The 23,142-nt window shown below is 41.6% G+C and carries 20 protein-coding genes; 14 read left to right on the top strand and 6 right to left on the bottom strand.

Annotated features, from left to right (window positions below; all coding sequences use genetic code 11):
• Positions 1–49: 49 nt before the first annotated feature.
• From BXO88_RS07880 to BXO88_RS07855, 7 genes are all read left to right on the top strand, one after another.
• The gene (locus BXO88_RS07880; RefSeq protein WP_078037192.1) at positions 50–814 is read left to right on the top strand and encodes an amino acid ABC transporter ATP-binding protein; all 765 of its coding nucleotides are present in this window, start codon (positions 50–52) and stop codon (positions 812–814) included.
• Positions 815–1,335: 521 nt separating this feature from the next.
• On the top strand, positions 1,336–2,454 hold the full coding sequence (locus BXO88_RS07875) for a phosphate/phosphite/phosphonate ABC transporter substrate-binding protein (protein WP_078037191.1): 1,119 nt from the start codon (positions 1,336–1,338) through the stop codon (positions 2,452–2,454).
• Between the two features lie 247 nt (positions 2,455–2,701).
• The gene (gene phnC, locus BXO88_RS07870) at positions 2,702–3,454 is read left to right on the top strand and encodes a phosphonate ABC transporter ATP-binding protein (RefSeq protein WP_078037190.1); all 753 of its coding nucleotides are present in this window, start codon (positions 2,702–2,704) and stop codon (positions 3,452–3,454) included.
• Positions 3,451–4,272, top strand: coding sequence for a phosphonate ABC transporter, permease protein PhnE (gene phnE / locus BXO88_RS07865; RefSeq protein ID WP_078037189.1), 822 nt, complete (start codon positions 3,451–3,453; stop codon positions 4,270–4,272). The genes phnC and phnE (BXO88_RS07865) overlap by 4 nt, the downstream gene beginning before the upstream one ends.
• Positions 4,273–4,284: 12 nt before the next feature.
• Positions 4,285–5,094, top strand: a complete 810-nt coding sequence (gene phnE, locus BXO88_RS07860; protein WP_044996102.1) for a phosphonate ABC transporter, permease protein PhnE — start codon at positions 4,285–4,287, stop codon at positions 5,092–5,094.
• Positions 5,094–5,240: a hypothetical protein gene (locus BXO88_RS16510; protein WP_168171650.1), complete on the top strand. Its 147-nt coding sequence runs from the start codon at positions 5,094–5,096 to the stop codon at positions 5,238–5,240. The genes phnE (BXO88_RS07860) and BXO88_RS16510 overlap by 1 nt, the downstream gene beginning before the upstream one ends.
• Positions 5,227–6,876, top strand: a complete 1,650-nt coding sequence (locus tag BXO88_RS07855) for a bifunctional metallophosphatase/5'-nucleotidase (protein WP_078037188.1) — start codon at positions 5,227–5,229, stop codon at positions 6,874–6,876. Before BXO88_RS16510 ends, BXO88_RS07855 begins: the two co-directional genes overlap by 14 nt.
• 114 nt (positions 6,877–6,990) lie before the next feature.
• On the opposite strand, the gene BXO88_RS07850 is transcribed toward BXO88_RS07855, so the two are convergent.
• Entirely contained in the window at positions 6,991–7,845 is an 855-nt protein-coding gene (locus tag BXO88_RS07850; RefSeq protein WP_078037187.1) for a GDSL-type esterase/lipase family protein, read from the bottom strand.
• Positions 7,846–8,017: 172 nt separating this feature from the next.
• Here BXO88_RS07850 and BXO88_RS07845 point away from each other — a divergent pair, with 172 nt between their 5' ends.
• Positions 8,018–8,956, top strand: coding sequence for a GDSL-type esterase/lipase family protein (locus tag BXO88_RS07845; protein ID WP_078037186.1), 939 nt, complete (start codon positions 8,018–8,020; stop codon positions 8,954–8,956).
• Between the two features lie 207 nt (positions 8,957–9,163).
• On the opposite strand, the gene BXO88_RS07840 is transcribed toward BXO88_RS07845, so the two are convergent.
• Positions 9,164–10,801 carry an ABC-F family ATP-binding cassette domain-containing protein gene (locus tag BXO88_RS07840; RefSeq protein ID WP_078037185.1) on the bottom strand — a complete coding sequence of 546 codons (1,638 nt, stop codon included), beginning with the start codon at positions 10,799–10,801 and terminating at the stop codon, positions 9,164–9,166.
• Positions 10,802–11,220: 419 nt separating this feature from the next.
• Here BXO88_RS07840 and BXO88_RS07835 point away from each other — a divergent pair, with 419 nt between their 5' ends.
• On the top strand, positions 11,221–12,324 hold the full coding sequence (locus BXO88_RS07835) for a DUF5722 domain-containing protein (RefSeq protein WP_078037184.1): 1,104 nt from the start codon (positions 11,221–11,223) through the stop codon (positions 12,322–12,324).
• Between the two features lie 116 nt (positions 12,325–12,440).
• On the opposite strand, the gene BXO88_RS07830 is transcribed toward BXO88_RS07835, so the two are convergent.
• A complete protein-coding gene (locus tag BXO88_RS07830) occupies positions 12,441–13,337 on the bottom strand; it encodes a LysR family transcriptional regulator (RefSeq protein WP_078037183.1) in 897 nt (298 codons plus the stop codon).
• A 374-nt stretch (positions 13,338–13,711) separates the two neighbouring features.
• On the opposite strand from BXO88_RS07830, the gene BXO88_RS07825 reads away from it, so the two are divergent.
• Positions 13,712–15,148, top strand: a complete 1,437-nt coding sequence (locus BXO88_RS07825; protein ID WP_078037182.1) for a uracil-xanthine permease family protein — start codon at positions 13,712–13,714, stop codon at positions 15,146–15,148.
• A 106-nt stretch (positions 15,149–15,254) separates the two neighbouring features.
• The gene (locus BXO88_RS07820) at positions 15,255–16,724 is read left to right on the top strand and encodes a substrate-binding domain-containing protein (RefSeq protein ID WP_078037181.1); all 1,470 of its coding nucleotides are present in this window, start codon (positions 15,255–15,257) and stop codon (positions 16,722–16,724) included.
• A gap of 181 nt (positions 16,725–16,905) precedes the next feature.
• On the opposite strand, the gene BXO88_RS07815 is transcribed toward BXO88_RS07820, so the two are convergent.
• Positions 16,906–17,145 carry a polya polymerase gene (locus BXO88_RS07815; protein WP_078037180.1) on the bottom strand — a complete coding sequence of 80 codons (240 nt, stop codon included), beginning with the start codon at positions 17,143–17,145 and terminating at the stop codon, positions 16,906–16,908.
• 420 nt (positions 17,146–17,565) lie between these two features.
• On the opposite strand from BXO88_RS07815, the gene rpiB reads away from it, so the two are divergent.
• A complete protein-coding gene (rpiB, locus tag BXO88_RS07810) occupies positions 17,566–18,033 on the top strand; it encodes a ribose 5-phosphate isomerase B (RefSeq protein ID WP_078037179.1) in 468 nt (155 codons plus the stop codon).
• Between the two features lie 162 nt (positions 18,034–18,195).
• Here the strand turns inward: rpiB and BXO88_RS07805 are convergent, their stop codons facing one another.
• Positions 18,196–19,017, bottom strand: a complete 822-nt coding sequence (locus tag BXO88_RS07805) for a PHP domain-containing protein (protein WP_078037178.1) — start codon at positions 19,015–19,017, stop codon at positions 18,196–18,198.
• A gap of 322 nt (positions 19,018–19,339) precedes the next feature.
• Between BXO88_RS07805 and BXO88_RS07800 the strand changes: the two genes are divergently transcribed.
• Positions 19,340–20,560 (top strand): class I SAM-dependent rRNA methyltransferase, encoded by a 1,221-nt coding sequence (locus tag BXO88_RS07800; RefSeq protein WP_078037177.1) that lies wholly within the window; start codon positions 19,340–19,342, stop codon positions 20,558–20,560.
• Positions 20,561–20,648: 88 nt separating this feature from the next.
• Here BXO88_RS07800 and BXO88_RS07795 read toward each other — a convergent pair whose 3' ends face one another.
• Positions 20,649–22,019 carry an MATE family efflux transporter gene (locus BXO88_RS07795; protein ID WP_242945179.1) on the bottom strand — a complete coding sequence of 457 codons (1,371 nt, stop codon included), beginning with the start codon at positions 22,017–22,019 and terminating at the stop codon, positions 20,649–20,651.
• 172 nt (positions 22,020–22,191) lie between these two features.
• Here BXO88_RS07795 and BXO88_RS07790 point away from each other — a divergent pair, with 172 nt between their 5' ends.
• A complete protein-coding gene (locus tag BXO88_RS07790) occupies positions 22,192–22,950 on the top strand; it encodes an exodeoxyribonuclease III (RefSeq protein ID WP_078037175.1) in 759 nt (252 codons plus the stop codon).
• Positions 22,951–23,142 lie beyond the last annotated feature (192 nt).

Below are 23,142 nucleotides of genomic sequence, written 5' to 3'. Positions count from 1 at the left end.
GGGGACATGCCTGTGCTTAAGATAACAAATAATCAGACCGGAGATAGTAATGAATCTGTTAGAAATGAAAAATGTAAAGAAGAGCTTTGGAGATCTCCAGGTTCTCAGAGATATAAGCCTTGAAGTGGGAGATGGAGAAATAGTATCCATAATAGGACCTTCAGGCTCAGGAAAGTCCACACTTCTTCGCTGTGCAACCCTGCTTGAAAATATGGATGCGGGAATGCTTAAGTATGAGGATGAGATAGTTGCAAAGGATGATCCGAACGGGAAAGCAGTTTATGCGGATAAGAAGACAATAAAGAGGATAAAGTCAGTCTATGGTCTTGTGTTCCAGCAGTTTAATCTTTTTCCGCATTGGAATGTTCTCAGAAATGTAACAGATGCAGTTATAAATGTTCAAAAAAAATCAAAGTCAGAGGCTGAGAAGATCGGTAAAGAGCTTTTGGATAAGATGGGACTTCTTGATAAGGCTGAGTATTATCCATATCAGTTATCCGGCGGACAGCAGCAGAGAGTTGCTATAGCAAGAGCGCTTGCACTTAATCCTAAGGTTCTTTTCTTTGATGAGCCTACCAGTGCGCTTGATCCCGAGCTTACAGGAGAAGTGCTTAAGGTTATCAAATCTCTTAAGGATCTTCATATCGCCATGGTTATAGTTACTCATGAAATGGCTTTTGCGAGAGATATTTCAGATAAGGTCATATTTATGGCAGATGGTGTTATAGTTGAACAGGGATCAGCGGAGGAGGTATTTAACTCTGAAAATGAAAGAATGAGACTGTTCCTTGGAAGGTATAAGGATATACTTTAAAAGTCCGTAGAGGATGGCTGATCAAAGATCAGAAATACACATTTTTATCAAAGCACAACTTTAAAATGTGGATAACTTCATTATTTTTTTCAAATAACTGAAGATATAACATGTGAATAAGGTTGATAAAATCCTTAAAATTAAAGTAAAATAAGGGAAAAGACGTGATTCTTTAAGATTCACGTCTTTTTTTGTTGAATGAGGAAAAATCAATGTGGAAAAGTGTAAAAATCTGTGGATAAGTTGAAAAATGCCATGAAATTTAATGATTCAATGGAAAAGAGAAAATTTAAGGATTATAAAACGGGAAATAAATGTTTACTTTATGGGAACAAGAGTGGTATTTGTTGTGGAAGTTTCATAACCAATTACTATTTCAAACTTAATATTTTTTTATATAATTTGCCAGTAATGACTTGCCACATTCAAAAACCTCGGATATACTTTCTTAGGTTTTTATAGACAGCATTATAGCTGTAATTATTTACGAAGAAGCAATTGCTTCAATCGAGGAGGAAAATATGAGAAAATCCATTTCTGTACTTCTTTCCGCTGTTATGGCAGCCACAGCACTTGCTGGTTGCGGATCAAGTTCAACAACAGCAACAACAGCAGCCGCAGCAGCAGAGACAACAGCTGCAGCGGGAGAGTCAGCTGAGGAGACAACAGTAGCAGCTGCAGATGCTAAGGACGTTGATGTTCTTAATGTTGCATTCGTACCATCACGTGAGCCTGAGGAGATCGTTACTGCTACAGAGCCTCTTAAGGATATGATCAAGAAGGAGATGCTTACATTCGGTTATAACATCAAGGATGTAAACATCACAGTAGGAACAAGCTTTGAGGCTGTTGGTGAGGGTCTCGCCGCAGGAACAATCGATGTTGGATTTATTCCTGGAAACACATACATCCTTTATGATGAGGATGCAGAGGTTCTTCTTACAGCAACAAGAGATGGACTTTCTATTGATAGTGATAGCGCAAAGGATTGGAACGATCAGAAGCCAACTGAGCCAACTGAGAATCAGGTAACTTTCTATCGTGCACTTATCGTTGCAGGACCTTCAGATGCCGGTAAGGCAGTAGCTGATAAGGTAAATAACGGAGAAGAGCTTACATGGGAAGACCTCGACGGTCTTAACTGGGGCGTTATGGGTCCTACATCTCCAGCTGGTTATGTATACCCTGCACTTTGGATCCAGAAGAACTTTGGAAAGAACATCACAGATCTTACACATGTTGTAGAGTGTGATTCATACGGTACTGCTTTTGCCCGTCTCGCTCAGGGTCAGATCGACGTACTCTGCACATATGCTGATGCTCGTCGTGACTATGTTGAGAAGTGGAATGCAGAGTATTCAATGCAGAATTCTATCTGGGATGATACAAATGTTATCGGTGTAACAGAGGGAATCTACAATGATACTATTTCTGGTTCTAAGGTATCAACTGTAATGATGGATGAGGATTTCAAGACTGCTTTCAAGCAGGCTATGATCAATATCGGAAACTCTGATGAAGGTAAGGAAGTTATCAACATCTACACTCACAAGGGTTATGTTGAGGCTCAGGATTCCGACTACAATTCAGCACGTGATGCTCAGAATCTTATCAAGGCACTTCGTCTTGGTCAGAACTAAGTATTCAGCTGTATAGCGGTACATCAATAATTTTGGGAAGTCCGCTGAATGCCTTGCATTCATGCGGACTTTCTTTTACTCTTAAAGAAGCGGTATGTAAGGTCGGGGATGTTTATCAAATATCGATATATAGCCGAAGTGCATATTAAATTCAATATTCTATGCGAATGCTTAAGCCATTAAACATTCACATGAAACATTGAGTTTTTTGCTCATATATACAATCAAAACAGAAAAGGAAAAAGCAATGATTAAGTTTGAAGATGTAGGGAAGAGATATCCTAATGGCTATGAAGGTCTGAAGCATATAAACCTTGAAATCGGACAGGGAGAGTTTGTTGCGATCATAGGTCTGTCAGGTGCAGGTAAGTCTACATTGATCCGAACCATTAACCGTATGCATGATGTTACAAGTGGAAGTCTTACAGTAGATGGAACAGATGTAATGTCTCTTTCAGGAAAGAGCCTTCGTCGTTTCCGCAGAAAGATCGGTATGATCTTCCAGTCCTTTAACCTAATTACACGTACAACTGTAATTAAAAACGTTCTTACAGCCTTTGTACCGGATATGCCATGGTACCGTTCACTTTTCGGAATCTACAATGAGGAAGAGAAGATGAAGGCTCTTGAAGCTCTTGACAAGGTTGGTATCCTTAATAAGGCTTTTGTACGTGCAGACCAGTTATCCGGCGGACAGCAGCAGAGAGTTGCTCTTGCGAGAACTCTTGCCCAGAGTCCACAGATCATTCTTGCGGATGAGCCAGTAGCTTCTCTTGATCCTGTTACTGCAAAGCAGGTTATGAATGACTTCAAGCGAATAAATCAGGATATGAATATCAGCATCCTCATCAATATCCATCACGTGGATCTTGCTCTTAAGTACTGTACAAGAGTTATCGGTATCAGTGCCGGAGAGATAGTTTATGATGGTCCTTCTGACAAGGTAGATAAGGCTATCCTCAATCAGATCTATGGGGGAGGACAGGAGGAAGAAGTATGAGTATATACGATAAAATCTTCCCGCCTAAGAGATACACTCTGGACAACGGAAAAGAGGTTCAGCAGAAGCGTTCAAGGGCACCTATCTATGTGATAGTGATCCTTATTATGAGTATAGTTTCCATAAAGGTTACCGGATTTGATCCTAAGGTTCTGGCTACCAGAGGAAACCAGTTCTTTGTGATCCTGAATAGAATGTTCCCTCCGGAGCCATCCTACTTCGGTTCTATAGTCACTCCTATACTGGACACTATAAAGATGTCACTTCTCGGTTCAGCTATAGGTTCTTTGCTGTGCATTCCTTTTGCAATGCTTGCATCGACAAATGTTTGCAAGAACCGTGTGATCGTGGCTGTCATGAGACTTATGTTCAGTATAGTACGTACTCTTCCTACGCTTGTCAGTGCCCTTATTGCCACATTTATATTTGGACTGGGAACCATCGCCGGAACAACAGCTATCGCTATATTCTCATTCTCATATATCGGTAAGATCATGTATGAAGAAATAGAGACTGTCGATATGGGAGCGTTTGAGGCCATGGAGGCAATGGGATTCACCAAAGGACAGGCGTTTATACATGCCATAGTTCCACAGGTCATGCCGGCATTCCTGTCTAACAGCCTTTACAATTTCGAGGGTAATGTACGTTATGCTGCGGTCCTCGGATATGTAGGTGCAGGTGGAATCGGTCTCATTTTAAATGAGCAGCTCGGCTGGAGAGAGTATCCTAATGTAGGAATGATACTTCTTGTTCTGTTCGTTACTGTATTTATCATCGAGTCAGTCAGCCGCTGGGCTCGTAAGAAGCTTGTATAAGGAGGAGCTCATATGAATGATAGAATTAAAAAGGCATATGAGAGCCGTCCGAAGGACTGGATATGGCATCTTGTTATCGCAGTTATTGTGATAGGTCTTCTCATTTGGAGCCTGGGCGCTATGGAGACTTCCGGATCTACAAAAAACGGCGGAAAGATGGCGCTTAGCATACTTAACGGTATAGTTCATCCGGACACTGAGCTGCTTTTCAATCTCAGTAAAGAGGGTGTTCTTTATCTCCTTCTGGAGACTATTTGTATCGCTTTTATGGGTACAGTTGTCGGTGCGATTTTTTCAATTCCTCTGGCTTTCCTGTCAGCAAACAATCTGTCACCAAAGCCTATCGCATTTATCGGTCGTATACTTATTATGATTATTCGTACTGTGCCTGCGTTTGTTTACGGTCTTATGTTTATCAGAGTGACCGGACCTGGACCCTTTGCAGGTCTCATGACCATGTCTGTTACATCCATAGGTATGGTTTCTAAAATGTATATTGAGGCCATCGAGGATCTGGATACTAAGATACTTGAGTCTCTTGATGCCATGGGATGTTCAACATGGCAGAAGATATTATATGGAATACTTCCTCAGCTTATGCCTAATTTTGCATCTACAGCTATATATCGTTTCGATATAAATCTTCGTGATGCAACAGTTCTAGGTCTTGTAGGAGCCGGTGGTATAGGTGCACCGCTTATTTTTGCCATGAATGCATATCGCTGGAATGAAGCAGGTTCCATACTTATCGGTCTTGTTGTTCTGGTTCTTATAGTTGAGTGGATCAGTACTAAGATTCGTGTGAAGTTAACCAGAGGTTGATGATAAAGGACGGAGAATTTTTCTCCGTCCTTTGCAATTTAGAGAACTTCTCTGAGGAAGGCCGGATATTTTCAAGTATCCTGCAGGATTTGAAGATCAGTGCAAAAAATAGAAAAGAGATTATTGGAGATTATGAAAAAATTTGAGATCTACTATACATCGGATACCCATGGAAAGGTGATGCCGGTCGATTATACGACAGGAGAAAAGAAAGCCTGTGGATTGTTGAATATAGCAGCAGAGCTTCAGCGTAAAAAAGCTGAGGAATCAAGGATAAGTGGAGATGCTGAAGGTGCCGGTGAAAATACCGGTTATGAAGCTGCTCCTGCTTTAAACTCCGGAATTTGTGATATATCTGAAAATGAAGTTAAGAAGGATTCAGATATTCTTGTGATGGATGGAGGAGACAGTCTTCAGGGTACACCCATGATCGCCTACTATCTTGAGAACAAAGAGAAATTTTCAGTACATCCTGTTGCGGAAGCATTTAACGCCATGGGGCTGGATTTTTATACGCTGGGAAATCATGATTTCAACTTTGGTTACGATGTAATCAGAGATTATACTAGAGCTATGGAAAGTACTCTCCTCATTGCCAACCTGGAGGATCTCAGAGGAGAGATAGAATACAAAAGATATGTTATATGTACTTTGAAGAACGGACTCAGAGTAGGTATAACAGGAATAGTAACAGACTATGTTAATGTCTGGGAGCTTCCGGAGCATCTTACAGAATTAAAGATCTCAGATCCCCTTGAAGCAGCCGGGGAAGTTTACAGGGAGATGAGAGATAAGGGATGTGATGTTACTGTTTGTATATATCATGGCGGCTATGAGGAAGATCTGAATACTCATGAAAAGCTCGCGGATACAAGGGAAAATATTGCCTGTGAGATAGCAAGAGAGCTTCAGTTCGATATACTTCTTACAGGTCACCAGCATATGCCTGTAGCGGGAATTGAGCTGGATGGTACTTGGAGCGTACAGCCGCCTGCAAATGCAGAGCAGTATATATATCTTAAGGGAGCATACGGGGATGGAAAGCTCCTGTGCAGTTCCGAGCTTAGGTTTACAGGGAATGAGACCAGAGAAGATATTAAGAGTCTGATAATGCCTCTTGAGAAAAGTGTTGCGAAGTGGCTGGATGAGCCTGTAGGTGAATTTGAAGAAGACATACTTCCGGAGAATAAGCTTTATATCGCTCTTCATGGCAGTAAGGTGGCATCACTGTTTAATCAGGTTCAGCTCGAATCGGTTGAAGCGGATTTTTCATGTACCAGCATAGGAAATACAGAAATAGGATTTAAGAAGCAGGTAAGTATAAGAGACATATATGCAGCATATCCGTTTTCTAATACTTCACAGGTAAAGGAAGTTACGGCGGATGTACTGAAGGAGGCATTGGAAAGATGTGCCCAGTACCTTGAGCTGGATGGTGATGGAAAGCCGTATATTTCAGATGTTTTCATGAAACCGAAGGTTGAGCATTATAATTATGATTTTTATGCAGGACTTGATTATGCCTTTGATCTGAGAAGACCTGTGGGAGACAGAGTTGTACGTATGAGGATGCTGGATGGTACAGAGCTTGTACCTGGCAGAAAGTACAGACTTGTAACGTCCAATTACAGAGCTACGGGAACCGGAGGATATGAAATGATAGGAACTTCAAAGACTGTGTTCTCATCAGCGGACAATGTTCAGGATCTGCTTGTTGATTATGTACGGAAGCATCCGAAACTGGCAGTAGCAGATAACTATAGATTTGAGGTTATATATTGATCAGGGAGGATCATGGGAGTATGAAAAGATCCGGTTTCAGTTCCTGTGATTCGCATATATAGAGAAAAACTATGCAGACGACAGTCGCCTGCATAGTTTTTTATTTTGGGTTTTTTAGCAGATTCCGGCAGCTGACATCCTTGTAAACGCATATCCCGTAAGAGCTTTTTTCCAAATGTCATAAGCTTCCGGAGTAAGGTGCATAAAGCTGTCGCTACAGTAGGAAGGCTCGAGATCGCCGTTCCTGTCAGCCAAGAGATCTCCCAGGTTCACGTAGCCCCATCCGTATGTATCTGCGTAGCTCTGCATCTTTAAATTTAGAGCCTTTATATTGGAGCTGGTATACGGTGCACCGTTTTTTCCCGGATACATGTAGCTGGCGCCCAGGATGGTCACATCTGAATCCGGAACATACTGCTGAAGAGTTTGAATGAGCTTTACATAAAGTTCAGGAGTATCAGTCCATTTTTGATCTTTATAGCCAAAATGAAGATAGATATGGGTTGTTTCACCGGGGTGATCCGCTGCCATGAGCTGCAGAGATTCCCAGACCGGACGCTTGGCACCTCTGTACATGGGGGTACCGGCATCTTCTATGGATGCGTCAAAGGCTGAATGTACACAGAATCCCGGGAAGGCAAGGCTCTGGAAATTTCCCATCACGGGATCGGAAGAATTCTTGATACACTGTATACCCCATCCGGCGCCTATGGAGTCACCTATAATGACAGAGTTTTTAAAATACTGATATAAAAGCTGGCACTGCTCCAGAGTTGGTGTTTCTGTATATAAATAGGTGGCTGTGGGATTTGAAGATGCTACTGTGGCTGAAACAGAAACATCACCTACTGAGGCAGAAGGTGTGAGAACTGAACTGTTTTTCTCAGCAAAAGCTGAAAAACATGACATGGTAACCATGACGGAAATGCTCAGTAATGAAGTGAGACAATGTTTGAGAGATCTTTTCATAACTACTCCTTAGGCAGATAATAAAGCAATTGTACCAAAAATTACCGCGTGTACATCGACTAATATAACAAATGTTATAATTTGTGACATTAATTGTAAATACTCCGCTATAAATATTAATGACATTAATGTTATAATTCCCGTATAAAACTACTTTTTGAAGGGGTGAAAGATGAGTAGAAGATCTAAATTGTATTCTGCAGGACTGGCGCTGGTGATCGCAGCCAATATAAGTGGGACCGCATTCGCAGGTACCAGGTTTCCGGGAGCTCTTCCCGAAACAGTAGATACAGTTCAGTGGGGACCGGGTGCGGAACTTGTTGGAAATACTGTAAAAAAAGAAAGTACAGACTCAAAATCTGAAGAAACCTCCTTATCAGTGCCAGGTGATTCACAGGGACCCGTGGCAGGAGATGTTATGTCATCAACGACAGAGAATAGATCTGATTACTATAGAAATCTGGATGTGTCACTTCTGGATGCAGAACATCTTGGTATCCTGGGAGAATACTTTAAGGATTCAGTGATCATAGGTGATTCTGTAGCTGAAAATTTTCAGAGATACAATCTGAGCACAGGAGTTGGAGATGTGGTAAGCGATAATTTTACATCTCTTGCAGTGGCAGGATACAGTATAAAGAAAGCCCTGCTTCCTAATGACGGCTCAAATATTCATCCGATGATAAAGGGAAAGAGGTATCGTCTTCCGGAGGCTATCAGTCTGACAGGCGCAAAGCATGTGTATAGTTTCTTTGGATATAAGGACCTTAATGATACTGAGGCAGCGGATAATTATGAGAAGCTTCTTCAGGAGATAAAAGCGTCGAATCCTGATGCTGATATCACGGTCATCAGTACTACCTATATGACAAAGGCATTCCAGAATGAAGAGTATAATAATGATAAGGTTCGTGCCCTTAATGAAGCCATGAAGCAGAAGTGTTCAGACAACGGGTGGGGATTTATAGATGTCCAGGATATAATGAGTGATGGAGAAGGAAATCTTCCCGAGGAGTGGAGTATAGATAAGCAGATACATTACAACTATCAGTATTATATCTACTGGGTGAATGAAATGAAGAGATCAGCGCTTGAAAAGCTGGGAATCTGAAGGTTAAAAGAGTAGAAAAAGAACTCCCCGTTAAAATGTATTTTCTGCATATGGATAATACCGGGATATATTTTAACTGTATTTTTTTATGATTATACAGGGATAAAACAGTAAGAAAAGAAAACTCCGTTTCCAGAGGAACGAGTCAGTTTCAGGCTGACAGCGTTTCCATTGGAAACGGAGATTTTTTATACCTTTAAATATAAATCAGTTATCGCTTGCATCGTCCTCTGAAAGAGTGAAGGTAAATCTCTTCTTGATCTCTTCGTCAGAAGCAAGATACTCATCATAGGTAGTCATCTTATCGATGAGGCGACCGTCGATGATCTCGAAAATACGGTTAGCTGTTGTCTCAACTACCTGATGGTCACGAGATGAGAAGATGATGACACCAGGGAAGTTCTTAAGGCCGTCGTTAAGTGCCGAGATAGACTCCATGTCCAGATGGTCGGTAGGCTCGTCAAGGATGATTACATTTGATCCTGAAATCATCATCTTACTGAGCATACATCTTACTCGCTCTCCTCCGGAAAGTACGTTTACCTTCTTGAGACCGTCATCGCCCTTGAAGAGCATACGTCCAAGGTAACCACGAACAAACTGGGTATCCTTGTCAGGGCTGTACTGGGTGAGCCATTCAACGATGGTATCCTCAGACTTGAACTCAGGAGTATTATCCTTAGGGAAGTAGGACTGGCTTGTTGTAACACCCCACTTGTAATCACCACTGTCAGGTTCCATCTCACCGGAAAGGATCTGCATGAGAGTTGTCTTTGCAAGCTCGTTAGGACCAACAAGTGCGATCTTATCTGTACGGTTAACGATGAAGGAAATGTTATCGAGAACCTTTATGCCGTTTATAGTCTTTGAAAGATTCTTTACTTCGAGAACATCGTTACCGATCTCTCTGTTAGGCTTGAATACGATGTAAGGATACTGTCTTGATGATGGCTTGATGGTATCGAGCTCAATCTTCTCGAGAGCACGCTTACGGGAAGTTGCCTGCTTTGATTTGGAAGCATTGGCAGAGAATCTCTGAATGAATTCCTGCAGCTCCTTGATCTTCTCTTCCTTCTTTCGGTTAGCTTCCTTCTGCTGACGAACGATGAGCTGGGACGACTCAAACCAGAAGTCATAGTTTCCTGCAAATACAGTGATCTTACCGTAGTCGATATCCGCGATATTGGTACATACCTTATTAAGGAAGTAACGGTCGTGGGATACGACAATGACTGTATTCTCGAAGTTGATGAGGAACTCCTCGAGCCACTCTATGGAGTTGAGATCCAGATGGTTAGTAGGCTCGTCCAAAAGAAGGATATCAGGATTACCGAAAAGCGCTTTGGCAAGGAGTACCTTTACCTTCTCAGAACCCTTAAGCTCTTTCATGAGCTTATAATGAAGATCTGTTGAGATGCCGAGACCGTTAAGCATGGTCTCGGCATCAGCCTCTGCGTTCCAGCCGTCCATCTGAGCGAACTCTGCTTCAAGTTCAGCAGCTCTCATTCCGTCCTCGTCGGAAAAATCAGGCTTTGCGTAAATAGCATCCTTTTCTTTCATGATGTCATAAAGACGCTGATTTCCACGGATAACAGTATCAATAACAGTGCAATCGTCATACTTGAACTGATCCTGCTCGAGGACACTGAGACGCTGTCCCGGAGTTTTAGTGATCTCACCGCTTGTCGGCTCAAGAGCGCCGCTCAGGATCTTAAGGAAGGTTGACTTACCTGCACCGTTGGCACCGATGATACCGTAGCAGTTTCCCTCGGTAAACTTGATGTTAACATCTTCAAAGAGTGCCTTCTTGCCTACACGAAAGGTTATATTGTTTGCTGCAATCATTCGCTTCTCCTTTAAATTAAAATAATATGTAAAAAAAGAGTGGCTCGGAAGCCGCTCTTAAATGTCATTAACCTTTAGAATTATATCCGAGGAGCCTCATAAAAGCAAGGTGTTTCGGGAAAATGAGCTATAGTGTGAGGGTTGCGTACAAGAAAAATGAGTGTTGTAGCTTTGAGCATGGATCGAAAATATAAGATTTTGGAGAAAAACGTAAATTTTTTGAATCAGTTATAGTAATAAAACATTGAGATTTCTGATATATACTGAAACAGTGATAGCCGGAAGGCTGTGAGATGGAGGCTGTTATTTATGTAAGGCCTGATTTTTGACAGAGAAATAATCCTTTTGCAGGTTTTGCAGGCATAGTTTGATGCTATTATGAAGGGTGAAATATTTTATAAAGGTTCAAGAGGTGACGAATGAAATCAAAGAGAATTAAGCAGATCATAACTGCGTCATTAACAGGCGTTCTGACCATGTCAATGGGAGTGAATGTTTTTGCATTTTACAACACAGCCGAAAGCATAAAGGGTATACATTCATCCCATGTGAATATGGTGGATGACATGGTGGCACTGGGGTGCAAGCAGGTGATTTTTCAGTTCAATTCAAGCTTTGTAAAGAATGAACAGCAGATGAAGGCATTTGATGCACTTATTGATGCTTACAATGCAGCAGATCTCACTGTGACTATGGGAGTCATGAATGATTATCAGGAGGGGGATGAGATATGTCCTGTATCATCACCAGTTTCAAATTTATATCAGTTCAACACACTGACAGAGGTGGGCAAAGAAAGAACCAGACAGGTAGCAGAAGCCCTCGCCTACAGATATAAGGATACAGTTTCAAACTGGGTCATAGGAAATGAGATCAATAATCAGAGGGAATGGAACTATCTCGGAGTTTCGGATTTGGACACCTACACAAAGGCTTATGCGGATGGTTTCAGGATATTCTATGATGCGATAAAGACATATAATCCTGATGCCAGAGTGTTCATACCATTTGATTATAACTGGACACAGTCCGGAGGTGACATGTACTTTTCATCAAGAGATATGCTCGCTTTGCTTAATACTTATCTTTCGGACACGGATTATGGCATAGCATGGCATCCTTATCCTCAGGATCTCAGTAATCCTGATTTTATGAATACTTCTCCACTGGCAACGGATGATCCGGAGTCAAAGATAGTGAACCTTAAAAATCTTCATGTACTGACAGACTATATGCAGCAGACTGAAATGCTCAGTCCCTTCGGATCTGTCCGTCATCTTATTCTCTCTGAGCAGGGATTCAGCTCGGTGATGGGAGAGGATGCCCAGGCACTGGCTCTTATGCAGGGCTGGGATAAGGTTAAAGAAAATCCGTATGTGGAGGCATTTCTCTTAAGCCGTCTGGTCGATGCTCCAAGTGAAGTGGCTCAGGGCTATGCATTTGGACTTTGGAACTCAGACGGAGTCAGTGAGACACCTACTTCCAGAAAACAGACATGGTACTACTATCAGGCTTTGAACTGAAGTGATTATTAACTGAAGTATCTTTTTAAAAAGAAGATTCAGATGATTGTTGATAAGATAAATGCCGGCAGAACATATCGATAAGAATGGATATGTTCTGCCGGCGTTTTTATAGCTTAAAGCAGTCCTTTTTTTACTAACTTTTCCAGTTCCTTCATTTCATCAGTGACCCATTTATCTTTGTGATAGAAGATCTGACGGTACATGGTCAGCTCGAAATCTACAGGTTTGACTTCACGAAGTTCCTTATTCTTTATGGATTCCTGTACAGAGAATGCAGGCAGGAAAGTCACACCTCTGTTTTCCTTTACCAGACGAATCAGGACTTCTGTATTGCCTGTTTCGAAAAATGGTCTGATCTGCATGCGATCAGCTGCAAGATCCTGTTCGAGTGCATATCTGTAGTTGGAATTCTGTTCTGTAAGGAAGAATGGCAGCTTGATAAGTTCACTCATATGCACATGTCCGGTTTTATGCTCCTCTCCGGGAATTTCCAGATCCGGACTTGCTACGAAAATAATAGGCTCAGGTTCCTCGAGTATCTTGATCCAGTTTGAGTCATATACGCGCCTGTCAAGAAAATAAACCATATCGATGAGGTTATGTTCAAGCATATCAATGAGTTCCTTAGGAGAACCTGTCTTTATTTCCAATGTTATCTCCGGATGATTGTCATAAAAATATTTAACAACATTCGGGATTTTATAAGTAAGAAGGGATTCGAGAGAGCCGATACGAAGTTTATGCTCCTGCATTTGAGGATTGCCGAGTGCTGTATGAACATCATCCACACGTCTCAGAATCTCGTTTGCGTACTGAAGAAATTCTCTTCCCGGAGGTGTCAGGACCACATGTCTTCCTACTCGATCGAAAAATTTTGTATTGAATTCCTGTTCAAGCTGTCTGATCTGTATAGTTACGGCAGCCTGTGTATAGCCCAAGGCTTCGGCAGCTTTGCTGAAGCTCTGCATCTCAACTATTTTGACAAATGAATTAAGTTGTCTGATTTCCATATTTTCTCCGTTCACTGCTTAATAAAGCATGAAATAGTATATATAAAGAAGTAATTGTAAGCAATTACTTTAATAAATTTTTTTTATAAATATATAAATGACTATAAACTAAATTTTGCCATTAGCTATATTTGATTTTCACTATTGACGAAGAAAAATTCGATGATAAAATAATAAAAAATCATGTAAGGGATTCAATTTAAGATGAGTATTTTCATTTGGAAAATGATATAGATATGTTTAAAGCACGCAAGGAGGAAATATTTCCTCCTAAGCGTGCTTTTTCTTTGTGGTAACACAAAGAAGGCTGCTTTCACTTTTCATAGTGGGTATTTTCTTAAAGCTGAATCTTGAAACCAAGGAAGGGGTTTATAATGAGTAACGAAAAACTTAAGATTGGTGAAGATGGAATCTATGATGCCAGACAGCTGGGAACAGGAAAGGTACTTGTACTTGGCTTTCAGCATATGTTCGCCATGTTTGGATCAACAGTTCTGGTTCCGCTTCTGACCGGACTCAGTGTTTCAACAACACTGCTTTGGGCAGGACTCGGAACATTATTGTTCCATCTTATAAGCAAGAAGAAGGTTCCTGCATTTTTGGGATCATCCTTCGCATTTCTTGCAGGATATGCAGCCATAGCTCCTAACGGTGAGCCTGATCTTCTCAGATACGCATGTTTCGGTGTAGCCTGCGCGGGTCTCGTATATCTGGTTCTTGCAACGGCATTTAAGGCTTTTGGAGAATCAAGAGTAATGCAGTATTTCCCACCTGTTGTAACAGGACCTATCATCATAGCCATCGGTCTTAATCTTTCAAAGTCAGCTATAGAGAACTGTGCAAGCAACTGGCCGATTGCTCTTGTTGCTATAGTGATCGTTGTAGTCTGCAATATATGGGGAAGAGGCATGGTTAAGATCATACCTATCCTTCTCGGTGTAGTGGGATCTTATCTCGTTGCTGCAGTGTGCGGAGTTATTGATTTTTCAGCGGTAGAAAATGCTGCATGGCTCGGTGTTCCCGTAAACTACAACCGTACAGTATTTTCATTATTTACTGACGGAACGCTTGATACTTCACTCCTTATTACATCAGTTATAACAATTGTACCTATCGCCTTCGCCACAATGATGGAGCATATAGGTGATATTTCAGCTATTTCATCAACTGTAGGTGAGAACTTCATCAGGGAGCCGGGTCTCCACAGAACACTTACAGGTGATGGTACAGCAACAGCTCTGGCTTCTCTTTTCGGTGCTCCTGCCAATACAACATATGGTGAGAATACAGGTGTGCTTACACTTACAAAGGTTTACGATCCTATGGTGATCCGTCTTGCTGCATGCATAGCCATCATTCTCAGTTTCTGTCCTAAGTTCGCAGCTCTTATCGAGGTAATGCCTTCGGCCACAGTTGGTGGTATCTCTCTCGTGCTTTACGGCATGATCTCTGCTGTAGGTATCCGTAACGTGGTTGAGACCAATGTTGACTTTTCTCAGACAAGAAATGTTATCATCGCAGCTCTTATCCTGGTTCTTGCAATAGGCGTTAACTATTCCACTGCAGGTGCCATCATTATACCTCTTGGCGCAATGACGATTAATTTCTCCGGAATCGCTACAGGTTCTCTTGTGGGTATCATTTTAAATGCCATACTTCCAGGTAAGGATTATAAGTTTAACGACAGTGAGCCTAATAAGACAGGTGTAGATCTTGAGATCGCTCAGGGAGAGTCTCTGGTATGGCAGCTTGCTAAGAAAGCCGGAGCAAAGAATATGGTGGAAGATGGATCCGAGAAGGTAAAGAACTGATTAATCTGACATATTTTTTAAGGATTTATGAGGACGGTCATAGGACCGTCCTCTTTTGATATAATGATAACAGTATAGTAGGTCTATAGTGATACAGGAGTTGAACTTGGATAAAGAAAATACTCATAAAAAGGGAAAATCCAGAAAAAGAACGGAAAAGGAACATTCCGAGATGCATTGGGAAAGCTATAATCCTATCCGTATGAACAGGCGAAACGTAAACCAGAATATCGCGGAAAAGAAGGGGATTATCAGAAAGCTGTTTAGTGGATCCTTTATTAAACCCATGAGCTTTGTTCTGGCGGGAATCGTTTTTATAGCTGTTTTTATTTTTGTGTGTATCAATATAGGAAAACAATTTAAGAAGTTCAGATCAGAGATCAGCACTACCACATTAGATGAAACTACTAAAAAAAATGGTGAAAATGTGGAGCTGGATGATGAACCGGAAGAAACAACTGTAATAGCAGAATCGGTGTTCCCGGAAAAGAATATTAAAGAGCTGGATGTTATAGGTGGAAATGGAGAACTCATAGGTTTTTCTTTTCCTGATCAGTATAGTAAGAAGTGGCTTCTTCTGAAGAGCTATTTTGAAGATGCCATGAATAATGCGGGATATAAAACAGAATTCAAATATGCTGAAGAAGTTTTGGAAGACGATTCTGAGCCTGATGGGGATTCTGTTAAGGCAGATCAGATTTCGCAGCAGATCTCAGATATAAGAGAGCTTGCGGAGGATGGCGCAAAGATCATATTTGTTGCACCTGTGGATGTAACCTCTGAGGAGCTGGGGAATCTTCTAAACGATGTGAAGAATAACGGGACATATGTCATTGCGTTGGATCATGTCCCTATGAATACATCAGGTGTAAATTATCTTTTCGGATATGATGATTATCATGTGGGAGAAACTATAGGAAAGTATGTAGTAGACAAGCTGGAATTGGATTCTGCCACTCCTGAAGAGCCTAAGACTGTTGAAATATTCACAGGGGATATAACTAACGACACACTGTTGTTTCTATATCCCGGACTGATGGAAACATTATTCCCGTATATTGATGGTGGAACGCTTCTGGTAGGCTCAGGTCAGCTTGAACTGGAACAGGTAAGTGTTATGGAAGGCAGCGGAGAGTCGGCCTATGATCGCATGAATACCATGATGAATCTGGTATACAGAAACAGAAATCTTGATGCGGTCATATGCACTGATGATGTTATAGCGGGAGGAGTATCGAAAGCTGTTGTAGAGGCTGTGCAGCAGGGGATTTATGGTGGAAAAATGCCTGTCATAACAGGAGATGGGTGCGATGATGCAGCTCTAGACAGGATACTTCAGGGGACTCAGACCATGTCTTTGTTTCACGAGCCAAAGGACTATGCCTACAGAGGAACGGAGCTTACCGATGCCATAATACATGGAGGTGCGGTTGACGTTATCGATTCCGATATGTATCAGAATGGAAAACTGGTGGTTCCTGCCTGTGAGCTAAATCCTGTTGTGGTAGATGCAGAGAATTATAATGAAATGATAGTGAAGAGAGGATACCTTCAGACTTCTGTGCTTTTGGATTGATGGCACATAATTAAGAAGTGTATCAGTCATATATAAATTGAGAATCAGGCAGTATCATAAATACGTGATATAAGAACAAAAGACCTCCATGACCGAAGCTACGGTGCAGGGAGGTCTTTTGTTCCCGTTTTCAAAAGAAACGGGAAGATTCTTATCTTATGATTTATGACCCGGGTACGAATCAGCAGGCATCGCTCATCATAAATGAAACAACCTTCTTCATATCTTCAGGATCTGAAACAAAGAGCTCAAGCTCTTTGATGGTGGCCTGATTAAGGAGCTTTGCGGTCATAAGCATCTGGCTGAGCTTTGACTTAAGATTGATTCTGTCGCCTTCAGCAGAAACAAGCTCGATAGTTCCCTGACAACTGTTAAGAACTTCAAAAAGTCCATCAACATTTTTTACATTTTCAAGTTTCATTTTATAACCTCCTGTCTGAACTGATAAATAAGGGAATAATAATCATACCTATAGAGTAAGTCATCGGCTGAAATACTCGTAAAAGTAAGAGTTTAAGCAAAAAATTCAGTAAATTTCTGTGATATATTCAAGTTGATCAGTATGATATGGCAGGTTGTACAAAAATACAAGTAAAAAATTGGTGAAATATACAGATGATATTGAGATATTTTGATATTGTTCATTTAATACGTTTATCCCTCTTTTGTTGAAAATGTGATATACTTCATGCGAAATGAAAAGGATATTGTTTAATGTTTAACAATATCTAAGGGTATACCACCATTCAGGAAGCTGATATTTTTTTGTCAAATTATCGGCTGAAGAACGTGCATTAAATTAAAAAGTACGGTTCTAAATTAAAAATCTAGGAGAAAAATGATGAAGTTAGTTATCGGAAATGATCATGCAGCAGTAGACATGAAGAATGAGATCAAGCAGTACCTTGAGGAAAAGGGAATCGAGATCGTTGATGTGGGAACAAATTCTACAGACAGTTTTAACTACCCTGTCTCAGGTTATCGAGTTGGAAAGATGGTTGCAGAGGGTAAAGTTGATGGTGGTATAGCAATCTGCGGAACAGGTGTTGGTATAAGCCTTGCCTGCAATAAGGTAGACGGAGTACGCGCATGCTGCTGCAGCGAGCCTTATTCTGCCGAGATGAGCAAGCGTCATAACAATGCCAATGTTGTTTGCTTCGGTGCAAGAGTTATAGGTATAGAGACTGCAAAGCAGATCGTGGATGCATGGATCAATGCAAAGTTCGAAGGCGGACGTCATGAGAATCGTGTTAACATGATCATGGAAATTCAGGATACACAGCAGCTTAGAGCCGCTGAAGAGGCATAAACCGGATATCAGGACTCAATGTCTTCATGATGCGGAATGCTTTATTGTCGGCATGGGTTATCATGATGCCGACGTGGTTATCAGTTCATTACATTTAAAAAAGAAAAAGCAATATTCCATGGTACTCCTCAAGGTGAATGATCATGGAATATTGCTTTTTTATTATGTAAGGTCCGTTATCCCTGAGCGCTTAAGTGCTTCAAGGAAGGATTTTTTATCACGGCTTGCTATAAGCTCTTCCGGGAATTGAACCTCTTCAAGAAGTTTTTTCGTCTCTTCAAATCTGCCGATGAGGCATGAAATGTGAGCATCAGTAGCCACTGAGATATGACACCCGGTTTCGGCACAGGCTTCAAGAACCTGTTTGCAGCGATTTCTCGATAAGTCATCCTTTCTTCCACCATCGAAGGAAAAGCTGTGTTCATTTATCTCTATAAGTTTGTTCATTTCCTTTGCAGCTGATGCAATCGCACGGAAATCCACATCGAGACCACTTCTTCCGATATGACCAAGGATAAATACCTTTTCCTGCTGAAGGGCTTTGATATACATTTCTGTCATTTGTGCGGTGGTCGCATCCTTTACAAAGGCTTTTCCGTGGACACTGGCTATGACATAGTCCATATTCTTTGTCGTATGATCGTAAAGAGTTGTAGGGACTTTAAAAGGATCTCCTACTATTGATTTATCTACAGGAATATCCAGTCCGAAAAGCGAACCATCCAGTCCGACGATATCCGCTTCACAGCCTGAGAGGAGAGTCACGCCCATCCATTCTCTCGGCCATGTCATTGGAGAGGTGAAGAGATACTGGTAATGTTTTGTGCTCTCATAATCCGGGAACAGCATAGCTGAAAAGTGGTCTGTAGATACGAGAAGCTCCAGCCCCATATCAGAAGCCTCTTTGACATTTTCCTGAATGGTAGAATAGGAATGTCTACTGAATAAGGTGTGGGTATGTGTATCACATTTGATATCGTACATGGTAAACCTCCGAATGATGAAACATATAACACAGGCAGAAAAAATGTTTCCGAAAAATACGTTATTCTGACCTGACATATACATTCCGTGAACTGCGGACGAAAAAGCTGATCCGTTTATGTTTCACAGCGAAATACTGTATAAAATTTAGTTGCAATAATAACACATATGTAATAAATTTCAAAAGCAAACACGATAAATAAAATGTGGCAGGCGTGTTCGAAGATATGTCTGATTGTTTTTCGAACTGCAGGATGAACCTCGAGGCAGAAATCCGAAGCTGCGTTCTGTAGTTCTTAGTTTATAACAGAAAGAGAAGGATATGAGTGAATCATTGGTTTCAAAAGGTAAAATTGTTCTAAAAAAGGGTGAGGGCCGTACCATCAAAGCCGGCGGAGCCTGGATCTATGATAATGAAATCGACAGGTATGAGGGAGAATATGAGAACGGAGACATCATAAGTGTGTCTGATTTTGATGGATTCTTCATGGGTTATGGTTTTATCAATCATAATTCCAAAATAAGAGTCCGCATGCTTTCAAGATGGAGAAAGGATCCTATAGACAGGGAATTTCTTCGTGATAGGGTAAGGGAAGCTTGGGAATATCGTAAGACTGTAGTGGATACGAGCTCATGCCGTATCATATTCGGAGAGGCGGACTGGCTTCCGGGGCTTACAGTTGACAAGTATGAGGATGTTCTGGTGGTTGAGTCTCTTGCACTGGGAATAGACAGGCTAAAGGATATGATACTTGAGGATCTAAAGGAGATCCTGAAGGAGGATGGCATCAGCATCAGAGGTATCTATGAGAGATCTGATGCGCCTGTAAGAAAGAAGGAAGGCATGGAGCAGTATAAGGGCTTCATAGGTCCTGAGTTCGATACCAATGTTCTCATAACAGAGAATGGTGTTAAGTACATGGTTGATGTTGTAAACGGACAGAAAACCGGATTTTTCCTGGATCAGAAGTACAACCGTCTGTCCATACAGAAGCTTTGTAAGGGAAAGAAGGTGCTGGACTGTTTCACCCACATGGGAACCTTTGCGCTTAATGCGGGTATAGCAGGAGCAGCATCCGTAGAGGGCCTCGATATATCGGAGCTTGCGGTGCAGCAGGCTACAGCCAATGCTGAGAGGAACGGCCTCTCGGATACAGTTCATTTCCGTACAGCCGATGTTCTGGATGAGCTTCCGAAGCTCAACAAGCAGGGAGAGAAATATGATGTGGTCATCCTCGATCCACCGGCGTTTACCAAGTCAAGGGAGGCAACAAAGGCTGCAATCAGAGGATATCGTGAGATAAACATGCAGGGAATTAAACTTGTGAAGGATGGCGGTTATCTTGCCACCTGTAGTTGCAGCCATTTCATGACTCCTGAGCTTTTTACAAAAACTATTGCCGAAGCAGCAAATTCCGTACATCGCCGTCTTCGTCAGGTGGAGTACCGCACCCAGTGTTCTGATCATCCTATACTCTGGGCTAAGGATGAGAACAGCTACTATTTAAAGTTCTACATCTTCCAGGTGTGCGATGAGAAGTAAGGCTGGGAAAAGGACAGATATATAAAAGAAGCAATATACTCCTGAGCAATTCACCGGGAATGCTCAGGAGTATATTGCTTCTTTTATATCACAGCTTTGCCACTTCACCATCATTTTTCGGTAATTTGAAATAAACTGTCACCAGCATGGTGCTGAAGGCTGCCACACCTCCGATTACATTGGAGATCGGTTCTGCCGCGAAGACACCGTCAACTCCCATGTAAAGAGGAAGTATCAGAGTCAAAGGCAGGATAATGATGATCTTTCTCAAAGTAGAAAAGAATATAGCTTTCCTTGACTGTCCCAAAGCGGAGAAAACCGATTGTCCGCAGAACTGTCCCATCTGGAAAATAAACGCCATAAGATATAAACGAAGACAATGTGTACCTATACTGATGGTCTCCGGATCTCCTGAAAAAATGCGTATACAGAAAGCCGGGAAAAGAAGTATTAGTACCCACACCACAAGAGCATAGGAGCTTGCGGCTACCGAGGCAAAAATGATTCCTCTTTTCAGTCTGCTATACTTTCTTGCTCCGAAATTGAATCCCAGAACCGGCTGTGATGCATGGGTGATGGCGGTTCCCGGAAGTGTGATGAAGTCTCTAAGGGAATTAATGATGGTAAACACGCCAATATACAGGTCACCACCGTAATTCCTTAGGGTAATGTTGCAGGCTGCCTGTGTTACTGTGTTGGTGGATTTCATGAGGAAATTGGCAAATCCCAAAGTAATTATCTCACGGGCTATAGTCCGGTCAAATCTTATACGCTTAGGCTCGAGTCTGAACAGAGCCTTTTCGGAAAGGAGGAATCTGATGACCCAGATCGCACTAATTGCCTGAGAGATAACAGTTGCGATGGCCGCTCCCACAACGCCCCATCCGAAAACAAACATGAAGATAGGATCAAGAATTATGTTTAGAAGAGCACCGATCGCGGTGGTTATCATACCGATTCTGGGAAATCCCTGAGCGCTTATGTAGTAATTCATACCGGAGCCGGTCATAAAAAACACAGTCCCCGGTATGTACACAGTAAAATAAGCGTGGGCATAGCTGTAAGTGGCATCACTGGCACCCAGGGCATAAAGCATTGGCTTCATAAATATAAGGGTCAGTATGGTAATGCTTATGGATGAAGCTATAAGAAGAAAGGCGCTTTCTGACATAATATTCAGGGCTCTTTCGTTTTTTCCTTCTCCTCTGGCTATGGAAAAAAGAGGGGTACCTCCTATACCGAACCAGTCTGTGAAGGCGGTTATGAGGGTTATGATTGGAAAGCAGACTCCTACACCTGTGAGGGCGAGACCGTTTGCTCCCGGGAGATGACCGATGTAGATTCGGTCAACTATATTATATAGAAGCTGAATGATCTGGGCCACCAGAAGAGGTACCGTCTGAATCATGATGGCTTTTATCACAGAGCCGTTTGAAAAATCTGTTGCTTTTGCTGCCAAGAGAACCTCCAGATGAGATAAATCATTTCGAATACGTATTGAGTGTAACACCATGAAACTATATGGTAAAATACTTAATTATCATGTTGGATATAGATGAATCGGGATGATATATCTCTGATTCTGTATGATAAACAGTCCGTAAAAGTTACGGAGGAATGGAGAGATTTGTATGAAAAAAATGATTTCCTGGAATGTTAACGGCTTAAGAGCTGTTATGGGTAAGAACTTTATGGAGGAATTTCAGAAGCTGGATGCAGATATATTCTGTCTTCAGGAGACCAAGCTGCAGGAAGGACAGATAGAACTGGAGCTTCCCGGTTACCATCAGTACTGGAACTATGCCGTAAAGAAAGGATATTCAGGAACAGCCCTGTTCACAAAGGAAGAACCCGTAAATGTTACCTATGGTATAGGAATAGAGGAGCATGATCAGGAGGGAAGAGTAATAACAGCAGAATTTGAGGATTATTATGTACTGACTGTTTATGTTCCCAATTCTCAGGGTGAGTTGAAGAGACTTCCGTACAGAATGGAGTGGGAGGACGCCTGGAGAGAGTATATTAACAAGCTCAATGAGAAGAAACCGGTCATATATTGTGGAGATCTTAATGTGGCTCATGAGGAGATAGATATCAAAAATCCTGCGACAAACCACCATAACGCAGGCTTTACGGATGAGGAGCGTGCAAAGTTTTCGAGACTTCTGGATTCAGGGTATGTGGACAGCTTCCGTATGCTGCATCCTGAAGCAAGGGATGAATACAGCTGGTGGTCGTACAGAATGAAGGCAAGAGAGAGAAATGTAGGCTGGCGTATAGACTACTTTGTGGTGTCTGAAAAGATAAAGGAAAAGATAAAGGATGCAGGAATACATCAGGAGATATTCGGTTCAGACCACTGTCCTATAGAGCTGGATATTGAATTGTAAAATTATTTTCCGGCATATTGCGACTTTTGACGTTTGAATGATTATTAAAGACAGATGATGTGTAAAAGATTCACATAATAAGCAAATATAATATATGAATTTAAGTATTTTTGACCGTTACATCCCCAATCGGATGTAACGGTTTTTGTGTATTTATGTTATACTGAAACCAACTATATACAAAAGTTGATT

Source organism: Oribacterium sp. C9, assembly GCF_002007235.1.
GTDB lineage: Bacteria > Bacillota > Clostridia > Lachnospirales > Lachnospiraceae > Oribacterium.
Note: the sequence above shows the minus strand (reverse complement) of the source record. Positions and strands in the feature narration are given on the sequence as shown.

Excerpts from the sequence above, each read along its gene's own strand:
- BXO88_RS07790 (WP_078037175.1), top strand. The coding sequence starts at position 22,192 with ATGAAAAAAATGATTTCCTGGAATGTTAACGGCTTAAGAGCTGTTATG.
- BXO88_RS07855 (WP_078037188.1), top strand. The coding sequence starts at position 5,227 with ATGAAAAAATTTGAGATCTACTATACATCGGATACCCATGGAAAGGTG.
- phnE (WP_078037189.1), top strand. The coding sequence starts at position 3,451 with ATGAGTATATACGATAAAATCTTCCCGCCTAAGAGATACACTCTGGAC.
- BXO88_RS07875 (WP_078037191.1), top strand. The coding sequence starts at position 1,336 with ATGAGAAAATCCATTTCTGTACTTCTTTCCGCTGTTATGGCAGCCACA.
- BXO88_RS07850 (WP_078037187.1), bottom strand. The coding sequence starts at position 7,845 with ATGAAAAGATCTCTCAAACATTGTCTCACTTCATTACTGAGCATTTCC.
- phnC (WP_078037190.1), top strand. The coding sequence starts at position 2,702 with ATGATTAAGTTTGAAGATGTAGGGAAGAGATATCCTAATGGCTATGAA.
- BXO88_RS07845 (WP_078037186.1), top strand. The coding sequence starts at position 8,018 with ATGAGTAGAAGATCTAAATTGTATTCTGCAGGACTGGCGCTGGTGATC.
- rpiB (WP_078037179.1), top strand. The coding sequence starts at position 17,566 with ATGAAGTTAGTTATCGGAAATGATCATGCAGCAGTAGACATGAAGAAT.
- BXO88_RS07880 (WP_078037192.1), top strand. The coding sequence starts at position 50 with ATGAATCTGTTAGAAATGAAAAATGTAAAGAAGAGCTTTGGAGATCTC.
- BXO88_RS16510 (WP_168171650.1), top strand. The coding sequence starts at position 5,094 with ATGATAAAGGACGGAGAATTTTTCTCCGTCCTTTGCAATTTAGAGAAC.
- BXO88_RS07815 (WP_078037180.1), bottom strand. The coding sequence starts at position 17,145 with ATGAAACTTGAAAATGTAAAAAATGTTGATGGACTTTTTGAAGTTCTT.
- BXO88_RS07825 (WP_078037182.1), top strand. The coding sequence starts at position 13,712 with ATGAGTAACGAAAAACTTAAGATTGGTGAAGATGGAATCTATGATGCC.
- BXO88_RS07830 (WP_078037183.1), bottom strand. The coding sequence starts at position 13,337 with ATGGAAATCAGACAACTTAATTCATTTGTCAAAATAGTTGAGATGCAG.
- phnE (WP_044996102.1), top strand. The coding sequence starts at position 4,285 with ATGAATGATAGAATTAAAAAGGCATATGAGAGCCGTCCGAAGGACTGG.
- BXO88_RS07800 (WP_078037177.1), top strand. The coding sequence starts at position 19,340 with ATGAGTGAATCATTGGTTTCAAAAGGTAAAATTGTTCTAAAAAAGGGT.
- BXO88_RS07840 (WP_078037185.1), bottom strand. The coding sequence starts at position 10,801 with ATGATTGCAGCAAACAATATAACCTTTCGTGTAGGCAAGAAGGCACTC.
- BXO88_RS07835 (WP_078037184.1), top strand. The coding sequence starts at position 11,221 with ATGAAATCAAAGAGAATTAAGCAGATCATAACTGCGTCATTAACAGGC.
- BXO88_RS07805 (WP_078037178.1), bottom strand. The coding sequence starts at position 19,017 with ATGTACGATATCAAATGTGATACACATACCCACACCTTATTCAGTAGA.